The organism is Streptomyces mesophilus, assembly GCF_040300965.1.
Lineage (GTDB): Bacteria > Actinomycetota > Actinomycetes > Streptomycetales > Streptomycetaceae > Streptomyces > Streptomyces mesophilus_A.
Genome location: NZ_JBEPEW010000020.1, coordinates 74,116 through 84,599, shown reverse-complemented (window position 1 = coordinate 84,599; position 10,484 = coordinate 74,116). Strand labels below are relative to the sequence as shown.

The 10,484-nt window shown below is 71.2% G+C and carries 11 protein-coding genes and 1 pseudogene; 6 read left to right on the top strand and 6 right to left on the bottom strand.

Annotation, left to right across the window (positions count from 1 at the left end; translation table 11 throughout):
* Positions 1–255: pseudogene (locus ABT367_RS10705) on the bottom strand (bifunctional adenosylcobinamide kinase/adenosylcobinamide-phosphate guanylyltransferase); the annotation flags it as partial.
* Between the two features lie 114 nt (positions 256–369).
* Between ABT367_RS10705 and ABT367_RS10700 the strand changes: the two are divergent.
* Positions 370–636, top strand: a complete 267-nt coding sequence (locus ABT367_RS10700; protein ID WP_352251680.1) for a hypothetical protein — start codon at positions 370–372, stop codon at positions 634–636.
* Between the two features lie 42 nt (positions 637–678).
* Here ABT367_RS10700 and ABT367_RS10695 read toward each other — a convergent pair whose 3' ends face one another.
* The 4 genes from ABT367_RS10695 to ABT367_RS10680 form a co-directional block, all read right to left on the bottom strand.
* Positions 679–1,761 carry a S1C family serine protease gene (locus tag ABT367_RS10695; RefSeq protein ID WP_352251678.1) on the bottom strand — a complete coding sequence of 361 codons (1,083 nt, stop codon included), beginning with the start codon at positions 1,759–1,761 and terminating at the stop codon, positions 679–681.
* A gap of 51 nt (positions 1,762–1,812) precedes the next feature.
* Positions 1,813–3,582 (bottom strand): ABC transporter ATP-binding protein, encoded by a 1,770-nt coding sequence (locus ABT367_RS10690; protein ID WP_352251676.1) that lies wholly within the window; start codon positions 3,580–3,582, stop codon positions 1,813–1,815.
* 45 nt (positions 3,583–3,627) lie between these two features.
* Entirely contained in the window at positions 3,628–4,335 is a 708-nt protein-coding gene (locus ABT367_RS10685) for a class I SAM-dependent methyltransferase (protein WP_352251694.1), read from the bottom strand.
* An 80-nt stretch (positions 4,336–4,415) separates the two neighbouring features.
* Complete coding sequence (locus ABT367_RS10680; RefSeq protein WP_352251674.1) at positions 4,416–5,009, bottom strand: DUF3043 domain-containing protein; 594 nt, start codon at positions 5,007–5,009, stop codon at positions 4,416–4,418.
* Between the two features lie 341 nt (positions 5,010–5,350).
* Here ABT367_RS10680 and ABT367_RS10675 point away from each other — a divergent pair, with 341 nt between their 5' ends.
* Positions 5,351–6,148, top strand: a complete 798-nt coding sequence (locus ABT367_RS10675) for a PspA/IM30 family protein (RefSeq protein ID WP_199548417.1) — start codon at positions 5,351–5,353, stop codon at positions 6,146–6,148.
* 60 nt (positions 6,149–6,208) lie between these two features.
* The gene (pspAA, locus tag ABT367_RS10670) at positions 6,209–6,487 is read left to right on the top strand and encodes a PspA-associated protein PspAA (RefSeq protein ID WP_165335458.1); all 279 of its coding nucleotides are present in this window, start codon (positions 6,209–6,211) and stop codon (positions 6,485–6,487) included.
* Positions 6,488–6,586: 99 nt separating this feature from the next.
* On the opposite strand, the gene ABT367_RS10665 is transcribed toward pspAA, so the two are convergent.
* Positions 6,587–7,183, bottom strand: coding sequence for a TetR/AcrR family transcriptional regulator (locus tag ABT367_RS10665; RefSeq protein WP_352251672.1), 597 nt, complete (start codon positions 7,181–7,183; stop codon positions 6,587–6,589).
* A 76-nt stretch (positions 7,184–7,259) separates the two neighbouring features.
* Here ABT367_RS10665 and ABT367_RS10660 point away from each other — a divergent pair, with 76 nt between their 5' ends.
* From ABT367_RS10660 to ABT367_RS10650, 3 genes are all read left to right on the top strand, one after another.
* A complete protein-coding gene (locus tag ABT367_RS10660; RefSeq protein ID WP_434975441.1) occupies positions 7,260–8,066 on the top strand; it encodes a class I SAM-dependent methyltransferase in 807 nt (268 codons plus the stop codon).
* Between the two features lie 319 nt (positions 8,067–8,385).
* Positions 8,386–9,657, top strand: a complete 1,272-nt coding sequence (locus ABT367_RS10655; protein ID WP_352251670.1) for a sensor histidine kinase — start codon at positions 8,386–8,388, stop codon at positions 9,655–9,657.
* Positions 9,658–9,709: 52 nt separating this feature from the next.
* Complete coding sequence (locus ABT367_RS10650) at positions 9,710–10,399, top strand: response regulator transcription factor (RefSeq protein WP_352251668.1); 690 nt, start codon at positions 9,710–9,712, stop codon at positions 10,397–10,399.
* The last annotated feature ends 85 nt before the right edge of the window (positions 10,400–10,484 follow it).

Sequence of the window (10,484 nt, the reverse complement as noted above, 5' to 3'; positions counted from 1 at the left end):
TCCGGCCGGGTGCTCGACGGCCGGGCCGTCGTGGGGGTGCGAGAGCAGCACCTGCTGCACCGCGGACAGCGAATGACCGGAGCGTGCCGCGGCGAAGGCGGCGCCAGGGGTGAGGTCGAGCAGCAGTACGCCGTCCACGAGCACCGCGGTCGCCGAGCGCGCGTACGCGCCCAGCGCACTGGCGCAGGCCGCGCAGGGGCAGTCGGGGCGGGGCAGTCCGGCCGGGGCGCCGGTGCCGAGCAGAGTCAGTTCCACAAGGCGATCCTCCCGCGTCGGTATGGGTCGTGCGCGCCCGGATAGGCTGCACTTCAGCTGGGTGGCACCTTGCCATCTGCGGTCGGATGCTGAACCGGTTCTTTGGAGGCTGACATGAGCGCTTGGTTGTGGCGGTTCGAGAAGTCCGACGGCACCGAGGTCGAACCGGCCGTGGCCCCCGACGAGTTCACCACCCAGGGCGACGCGGAGTCCTGGATCGGTGAGTACTGGAAGGACCTGCTCGCCGGCGGGGCCGACCAGGTCCATCTCTTCGAGGACACGACGAAGATCTACGGGCCGATGAGCCTGCACGCGGAGACGGCCGCGGACTCCGAGGCCGACTCCGGTACGGAGGCCGGCACGGAGAAGACTGAGGCCTGACAAGGGATGGTGCGGGGGCGGCCGCCCCCGCACCCGGGGCCCTTACATCTCGCCCAGCGTGACCTCGGCCGTCTTGCGCGAGCCGTCACGGTCGTACGTCACCGAGACCTTGTCGCCCGGCTTCTTCGACGCCAGCGCCTCCGACAGGGAGGTGATCGTGGAGATGTCCTCGTTGTCGAAGCGCGTGATCACATCGCCCGCCTCGAGCCCCGCGTCGGCCGCGGCTCCGCCCGACTCGGCCTCGACCACCGCGACACCCGCCGGTTTGTAGTCGTCGCCGAGGACGGTACGGCCCGAGATGTCGAGCGCGGCCCGGCCGGAGTCGGTGACCTCGCCGTCCTTGACGATCTGCTCCGCGATCGTCTGCACCATCGATGCCGGGATCGCGAACCCGATGCCGGGCGCCGCGCTGTCGCCCATCTCCGGGTCGGTCGCCGCGAGCGTCGGGATGCCGACGACCTCGCCGTCCAGGTTGACCAGGGCGCCGCCGCTGTTGCCGGGGTTGATGGCCGCCGAGGTCTGCACCATGTTGCCGATCGTGGCGCCCGGGCTGCCGCCGGTGCGCGGCTCGCTGACCGTGCGGCCGGTCGCCGAGACGATGCCCTGCGTCACGCTGGAGGACAGGCCGAGCGGCGAGCCCATCGCCAGGACGATCTGGCCGACCTCGACCTTCGAGGAGTCCCCGAGCTTCGCGGCCTTCAGGTTGCTCGGCGGGTTCTCCAGCTGGATCACGGCGAGGTCCTGCTCGGGATAGCTGGAGACCAGCGTGGCCGCGAGCTCCTTGCCGCCGGTCGCCGCGGTGACCTTGAAGGCCTTGGTGTCGCCGACGACATGCGCGTTGGTGACGATATGGCCCTTGTCGTCGTACACGACGCCGGATCCGAGACTGTCCCCCGCGGTGATCTGCACGACGGACGGCAGCACGTCCTTGATCACCTCGATGTAGTCCTCCTGCAGAGCGGCCCCGTCCTTACGGGCGACCGCGGCGGCCTGCGTGGTCGAGTCGGCCTCGGCCGACGAGGACCCCGAGCCCGAGCAGCCGGCAAGGAGGGCTGCGGCGCCGAGCGCGGCGGTGAGGGGGACGGCTATCCGGGGGAGCGAACGAGGGCTACGGGTTCGGTTCATATCCGGATTGTCGGCATCGTGCCACTCGTTCGGCCTCCTGTACGGGTCCGATCAGGTGGCCTCCGGCGCCGTGGAGGCGAGGAACTGCGTCGCGGCCAGCTCCCCGTACAGCGGATCGGACGCCACCAGCTCCCGATGCGTCCCCACCGCCCGTACCCGCCCCGCGTCCATCACCACGATCCGGTCGGCGAGCGTCACCGTGGACAGGCGGTGTGCCACGACCAGGACGGTCACTTCGCGGGAGACCTCGCCGACCACATCGCGCAGCGCCAGCTCGTTGACCGCGTCCAGCTGCGAGGTGGCCTCGTCGAGGAGCAGCAGCCGGGGCTTGCGAAGGAGCGCCCGCGCGATCGCCACACGCTGGCGCTCACCGCCCGACAGCTGCGAGCCGCGATGTCCGACGAGTGAGTCCAGGCCCTCGGGCAGCCGCTCCACGAGGGCGTCGAGGCGGGCCCGTACGAGAACCTCGCGTACCTCGTCCTCGGTGGCGTCCGGCGCGGCGAACAGCAGGTTCTCGCGCAGGGTGCCCGCGAGGACCGGGGCGTCCTGCTCCACGTAACCGAGCTGCGCGCGCAGCTCGGCCAGCGGCCAGGAGCGCACGTCCTTGCCGTCCACGAGGACACGGCCGCCGGACGCCTCGTAGAACCGCTCGATCAGACCGAACACGGTGGTCTTTCCCGCCCCCGACGGCCCGACGAAGGCGGTCATCCCGGGGCCGGGCACCTCGAAGCTCACGCCGTGATGGACATACGGGAGTCCGTCCCGGTAGCGGAAGCGCACGTCCTCGAAGGCGACGGAGGCGGGCGCGGAGTCCCGGGGCGCGGACGGCTCACCGGTCTCCTCGGTCTCCATCCGCTCGGCCTGCACGATCCGGGCGACCGCGGCGGCGCCCACCTGGTACTGGGTGGCGGCCTCGACCAGGCTCGAGATGGGTGCGATCAAGTAGAAGAGGAAGAGCAGGAACGCCACGAGTGTCGACACCGAGATCGCCCCGGACGCCACCCGCGCCCCACCGATCCCGAGCACCGCGAGGAAGGACACCTGTACGGCGAGCCCCACCGAACTCGACGCCACCGCCTGCCACTTGGCGGACCGGACACCGTGCCGCCATGCCTCGCGCGCGGCCACCTCCACGGCCGCCGACTCGCGCCGCTCGGCGCCGGAGGCCTTCACCGTACGGAAGGCGCCGAAGGCCCGCTCGAGGGCGGTGGATATCGCGCCGACCGCCTCCTGCGCCCGGGCGGTGGCCTTCGAGATCCGGGGCATCACCAGGGCGACGACCCCGCCGATCAGCACGATCACCCCGACCGTCACCCCGAGCAGCACCGCGTCCATCAGGCCCATGAGCACGATGGTCGCGATGAAGGTGAGCCCGCCGGACACGGCGGAGACCACGGACTGGGTGGTGACGGCGCGAAGAAGTGTGGTGTCGGAGGTGACCCGGGACATCAGATCGCCCGGCTGGGTCCGCTCGACCTCCGTGATCCTCAGCCTGAGCAGCCGTCCGACGAGCGTGCGCCGCGCGGCGAGCACCACGGACTCCGCGGTGCGCTCCAGGACGTACGCGCCGACGGCCTCGACCGCCGTTCCCGCCACCACCAGGGCGGTGAGCAGCAGCAGGACACCTGCGATCGACTCGTCCCCGCCGAGCCGGTCCACCAGCGCCTTCGCGGCGAGCGGCTGGGCGAGCCCGGTCACCGCTCCGACGAGCGTGAGCAGCGCACCGAGCGCCACGATCCGGCGATGCGGACGGAAGTGCCGGTAGAGGGCACGCCAGGTCTCGCGGGCGGGCAGTTTCTCCGGCTGCTGTGGGTCGCTCACGTACGAGGGGACGCGGCGGACACCCCCGGTGCCTGAGTGGCGGCGTCAGCCCCGTACGCCGCAGAGGTGCATGAGGGCCGCGACCTGCCGGTACGGATCCGTCCGCCCCGCCCGCTCCTCCGCGAGCAGCAGGCGCTCGAGCTCCTCGTCCGACGGGGGCTCGGCGCCGTCCGCCGCCTGGTCCGTGAACACCCGCACCCCGTACCAGGCGTGCAGCGGAGCACCGATACCGGCGAGCGACGAGGTGAGGGTGGCGAGACGGTCCGCCCGTACGGTCAGGCCGAGCCTGTTCTCGTACACGGGGGAGTCGAAGGCCGCGAGCGCGGTGTCCCACTGGCCGGCGAGGCCGGGCCGCATCGCGAGGGCGTCCGCGTTCCGTACGAGCAGAGAGAGCAGTCCGCCGGGCGCGAGCATCCGCGCGAGACCGGCGAGCAGCGCGTCCGGCTCCTCGACGTACATCAGCACTCCATGGCAGAGCACCACGTCGAACGCGCCGGGCAGGAAGTGCACGCCCGTGTCGCGGCCGTCGCCCTGGAGCAGCCGGACCCGCTCGCGGATCCCGGCCGGCTCCTCGTCGAGTGCCGTACGCGCGGCGACCAGCATCGCCGGATCGGACTCCAGACCGGTCACCTGGTGACCGGCCCGGGCCAGGCGCAGGGCCTGGGTGCCCTGGCCCATGCCGACGTCGAGGATCCGCAGCCGCCGGCCGACGGCGAAGTGCTGGGCTATCTGTTCGTCGAGCTGCCGGGCCACGAGCTCCTGGCGGACCGCGTCACGCAGTCCGCCCAAGAGCTCGAGCCACTTTCCGGCGCCCTCCGTGAACGACTCCGCGCTCAGGGCCGCTCTCCGCGCTTGACCTGCGGCTTGGGCAGGCGCAGGCGACGCATCTGGAGGGTACGCATCAGGGCGTAGGCGACGGCGCCGCGCTTCGGCTCGTCCGGGAAGCGCTCACGGAGCTGCTTCTTCAGGCGGATGCCGATACCGATCGAGTCGATGATGATCAGCAGGATCACACCGAGCCAGAGCAGCAGCGCGATGTTCTGCAACTGCGCGTTCCGCAGCATGCTGAGCACCAGGATGATCACGGCGAGCGGCAGGAAGTACTCGGCGATACAGAACCGCGAGTCCACGAAGTCACGGGCGAACTTGCGCACGGGACCCTTGTCACGGGCCGGCAAGTACCGCTCGTCACCGCTGGCGAGGGCCGCGCGCTGCTTGGCCATGTCCGCACGGCGCGCCTCGCGCGTGCGCTTGGCCGCGTCCTTGCGGGTCAACGGCGTATTGGCCACGCTGCGGCGCTGCGACTGAGCCTGGCTGCGCTTGGGAGTGGGGCGACCCTTGGGAGCCTGCGGGTCGCGGGGCGTCTGGGAGTCGACCGGCGCCTGAGCGGCGGGGGTCTTCTCATTCTTGGAGCGGCTACCGAACACGAAACCCAAGGGTACGGGGTCTTGCGCATGGACCACAGCCCGCGGGGGAACGATCCGACAACGCCGGACGTCAATACAGGGGCGCAACGGGAAGTACAGGGTCGTACCGCACAGGGCGGCCCGGGGGTGGTGCGAGCGGTTCCGGGAATCGTCCCTTGGGTTCCCCTGAGAGCCACCTACTCCCTACGCCGGAGCGGGTGGGGCCGTACTTCGTCCTTGGGGAGGAGCGCATCCGCACACGAACAGTGCGGTAATGGAGGCAGGGCCCGTAGGCTGGGTTCTGTCGCAGTGCTGGAGCTGGACAACGGCTGGATCAGTCAAGAAGGGGGCGCGCGAAGCCCATGAGCGGTGTCATGAAGCGTATGGGGATGATCTTCCGCGCGAAGGCGAACAAGGCCCTGGACCGGGCCGAGGACCCGCGCGAGACCCTCGATTACTCGTACCAGAAGCAGCTGGAGCTGCTGCAGAAGGTGCGCCGCGGCGTCGCCGATGTGGCGACCAGCCGCAAGCGCCTGGAGCTGCAGCTGAACCAGCTGCAGTCGCAGTCCTCCAAGCTGGAGGACCAGGGGCGCAAGGCGCTCGCGCTCGGCCGTGAGGACCTGGCCCGCGAGGCCCTCTCCCGCCGGGCCGCGCTGCAGCAGCAGGTCACGGACCTGGAGACGCAGCACCAGACGCTGCAGGGCGAGGAGGAGAAGCTCACGCTCGCCGCCCAGCGCCTGCAGGCCAAGGTCGACGCCTTCCGTACGAAGAAGGAGACCATCAAGGCGACCTACACCGCGGCCCAGGCGCAGACCCGGATCGCGGAGTCCTTCTCGGGCATCTCCGAGGAGATGAGCGATGTCGGCACCGCGATCCAGCGTGCCGAGGACAAGACGGCGCAGCTGCAGGCCCGCGCCGGTGCCATCGACGAGCTGCTCGCCTCGGGCGCCCTGGACGACGCGTCGGGCCTGGCCCGCGACGACATCCAGTCCGAGCTCGACCGGCTCTCCGGCGGTACGGACGTGGAGCTGGAGCTCGCCCGTATGAAGGCCGAGCTGGCCGGCGGCAGCACGCCGAATCAGCAGGCCATCGAGGGTGGCAACGGCGGCCAGACCCAGGCGCAGCAGCCCCAGGACACCCCCCGCTTCGACAAGCAGTAAAAGCCCCACCACCAGGCCTCGGGACCTCTTCAGAAGGACTTACTTCATAAGGAGAGCGACATGATCGTACGGATCATGGGGGAGGGGCAGGTGAAGCTGGCGGACAGCCACTTCACCGAGCTGAACAAGCTGGACGACGAACTGCTCGAGGAGATGGAGAACGGCGACGGCCCCGGCTTCCGCCGTACCCTCCACGCTCTCCTCGACAAGGTGCGCGAGCTGGGCGAACCGCTCCCGGACGACGCACTCGAACCCTCGGAGCTGATCCTGCCTCCGCCGGACGCGAGCCTCGAAGAGGTCCGCGAGATGCTCAGCGATGACGGTCTGATCCCTGGCTAGCCCAGGTTCCGGCCACTCCAGGCACTGCTGTCACCGGTGCCCCGCACTCCCCGCCGTACCGGCGCGGGGGTGCGGGGCACCAGTGCGTGTACGGGAGCCCTACTCCCGTTCCCGTACGACCCCTGAGATCACCGCCGACACCACGCCCGCCACTGCCTCCTCGGACGGCGGCCCGCTGTGCCGGTCGGCGAAGAGCAGATGGCCGGCGCCGACGAGGGTGGGCGCGAGGACCCGTACGTCCGCCTCGGCAGCGATGCGTCCGTACTCCTGCTCGGCGGTGAGGTAGCCGGCGATCATCTCCGTCGCCTCGGTGAGCAGCGGCACCCCGCTCGGTGTGCCCTCGCGCAGCCGGGCGCGCAGGACATCGCGCGAGGTGATCAGGCCGACGAGCGCGACGGCCACGGTCTGGAACACCTCGGTGAGTGCACCGGCCAGCCGCGAGATGACACTGCCGGTCCCCGCCGACTCCCACAGCTCGTGGGACTGGAGCTGCACGCGCACGATCCGGTTCCTTACGAGCGCGGCGAGGAAGTCGTCGAAGTCGGTGAAGTGCCGGTGCAGCACGCCCTTGGCGCACCCGGCCTCCGTGGTGACGGCCCGGCTGGTCAGAGCGCTGGGCCCGTCCCGGAGCAGTACGCGCTCGGCGGCGGCGAAGAGCTGCTCGCGAACATCCCTGATGGCGACGCCAGTTGGCACGGTGCAGGGGTCCTCTCCTGTCGGGCGCCTGTCGCGCTCCTTGTTAAGTGGGCAAGTGCCCACTTAAGGTGGGCAAGTGCCCACTATCCCTGCCGGTGAGCCTCACCGCCAACGACAGATGGCCGAATCCTTCGGCACGGACGCGGCGCGCTACGACCGCGCCCGCCCGCGCTACCCGGCCGAGATGATCGACCGCATCGTCGCGCAGAGCCCAGGCCGCTCGCTGCTCGACGTCGGCTGCGGTACGGGGATCGCGGCCCGGCAGTTCCAGGCGGCGGGCTGCACGGTCCTCGGCGTCGAACCGGACGCCCGCATGGCCGGGTTCGCCCGCTCGCGGGGGCTCGATGTCGAGGTGTCGGCCTTCGAGACCTGGGATCCGGCGGGCCGGACCTTCGACACCGTCGTCTCCGGCCAGGCCTGGCACTGGATCGACCCGGTGGCGGGCGCGGCCAAGGCGGCCGCCGCCCTGCGCCCGGGCGGCCGGCTCGCCCTCTTCTGGAACGCCTTCCGCCTCCCGGCACCGGTCGCCGACGCACTCATCGCGGCCTGCCGCGACGTCCTGCCGGACGCGCCCTTCGACCTGAACGCCCTGGGGGGTCAACCCGTCGGCGCGTACAGCCCCGTCCTGGCGAAGGTCTCCGAAGGCATCACGGCGGCGGGCGGCTTCAGCGCGCCCACGGAGTGGACCTGCACCTGGTCCCGCGACTACACCCGCACCGAGTACCTCGACCAGTTCCCCACCTCGGGCCTGGCGACCCGCCTCGCACCCGGGGACCTGGCCCCGATCCTCGAGGGGGTGGGCGCGGCGATCGACGCCCTGGGCGGCTCGTTCACGATGTCGTACGACACGGTGGTGCTGTCGGCTTCACTCAGCCGGGGCTGAACCCAGCCGGTCCGGCAATCTCAGCCGGTCCGGCAAACCCAGCCGGTCCGGCAAACCCAGCCCCTGCGGCGATTGAGCAGGATCCGAACGAAGTTCGGATGCGGGGGTGCAGGGGGCGAAGCCCCCGCGGGTTACCCACCCATGGGGGCACGGGGCGCAGCCCCGGTTTCGGGAAGGGGCGGGTAGGGGAAACCCGCCCGCCGCAGGCGCCCACCCGCCCCGGCCGGAACGGACCCGCACCCGAAGACCACCGGACCCGCACGCGAAGGCCACCACGCCCCGGCGGACCCGGCCCCATCCACCCGGTACCGTTCCCGAAGTGACCTCCCTCGCCCGCATCCGAGACTGGCTGACGGCCCACCCCCTGGCCTTCGACGCCACCCTCGCCTTCGCCGTCTTCGCCTGCATGGTCACCGCCTCCTTCGTGGAGCCGTACGGCCTGCACGGCCCCCACTTCGGCCGCGCCCCCGAGGCGATCAGCGTCGTCCTGATGGTGTTCAGCGCCGCCGCCCTGGTGTTCCGCCGCCGCACCCCGCTGCTCGTCCTGATCATCACCGTCGCCGCCTCCCTCGTGGAGGTGGTCACCGGCGAGCAGCGCGCGCCCGTGATGATGGCCGTCGTCATCGCCCTGTTCACCGTGGCCTCGATGACGAACCGCCCCACCACCTGGCGCTTCGCCCTGCCGATCATGGCGGTCCTGACGGCGGCCGCAATGCTGACGAGCAAGCTCCCCTGGTACGCCCAGGAGAACCTCGGCGTCATCGCCTGGGCCGGCCTCGCGGCCGCAGCCGGCGATGCCCTGCGCAGCCGCCGCGCCTTCGTCGACGCGATCCAGGAGCGCGCCGAACGCGCGGAGCGCACCCGCGAGCAGGAGGCCCTGCGCCGTGTGGCCGAGGAGCGCCTGCGTATCGCCCGCGATCTGCACGATGTCGTCGCGCACCACATCGCCCTGGTCAACGTCCAGGCCGGAGTCGCATCGCACGTCATGGACAAGCGCCCGGACCAGGCCAAGGAGGCCCTCGCCCACGTCCGCGAGGCAAGCCGCTCCGCGCTGAACGAACTGCGCGCCACCGTCGGCCTGCTCAGGCAGTCCGGCGACCCCGAGGCGCCCACCGAGCCGGCCCCCGGCCTTGCCCGCCTCGACGAGCTGCTCGACACCTTCCGCGCCGCAGGACTCCCCGTGGAACTCGTGCACAACGACAACGGCGAGCACCTCCAGGCGGCCGTGGACCTGGCCGCGTACCGGATCATCCAGGAGGCGCTCACCAACGTGCAGAAGCACGCGGGCGCAGGGGCCAAGGCCGAGGTCAGCGTGCTCAGGGTGAGCCGCAATCTGGAGATCACCGTGCTAGACAACGGCGGGGGCGGTACGCAGCCCGAGGACGGCAAAGGGGCGCGGCACCCGCACGACAAGCCGAGCCCCAAGTCCGAAGGCGGCCACGGTCTGATCGGGATGCGCGAGCGGGTCTCCGCGCTCGGTGGCACCTGCACCACCGGCCCCCGCTACGGAGGCGGTTTCCGCGTCCATGCGATCCTGCCCCTGAGTACCGAGGCACAGCAGTCGTCGTCCCGCTCCCGCAAATGCCTGTGAGCCGGGCGCTCGTCATGATGCGCCGCGCACGATCCCGTACGGGGGAGAAAACATGACCATCCGTGTCCTGCTCGCCGACGACCAGGCCCTGCTGCGCAGCGCGTTCAAGGTGCTCGTCGACTCCGAGCCCGATATGGAGGTCGTGGGTGAGGCCTCCGACGGCGCCGAGGCCGTCGCCCTCGCGCGCTCCGAGCGGGCCGACGTGGTCCTGATGGACATCCGGATGCCCGGTACGGACGGTCTCGCCGCGACCCGGACGATCAGCGAGGACCCCGAACTCACCCACGTACACGTGGTGATGCTCACCACCTTCGAGGTCGACGAATACGTGGTGCAGTCCCTGCGGGCCGGCGCCTCCGGCTTCCTCGGCAAGGGATCCGAGCCTGAGGAGCTGCTCAACGCGATCCGGGTCGCGGCGGGCGGCGAGGCGCTGCTCTCACCGGTCGCGACCAAGGGGCTGATCGCCAAGTTCCTCGCCCAGGGCGGCAGTTCCGACGCGGAGGGCGGCGACGGAGGTGCTCACGCCGAGCGGCTCGCCCAGCTCACCGGCCGGGAGCGTGAGGTGCTCGTCCAGGTCGCGGGCGGGCTGTCCAACGACGAGATCGCCGAGCGGCTCAGCGTCAGCCCGCTCACCGTGAAGACCCATGTGAACCGTGCGATGGCCAAGCTCGGTGCCCGCGACCGTGCCCAACTCGTCGTCATCGCCTACGAATCCGGACTTGTCCGGCCGAAGGTCGACTGAGCCGGTCAGTCGAATCGGGACGACCTGGACGCGCTACCCCCAAGGATGGAGCGCCCGTACTGCGCCCGCAGTAGGCGCCGGACAA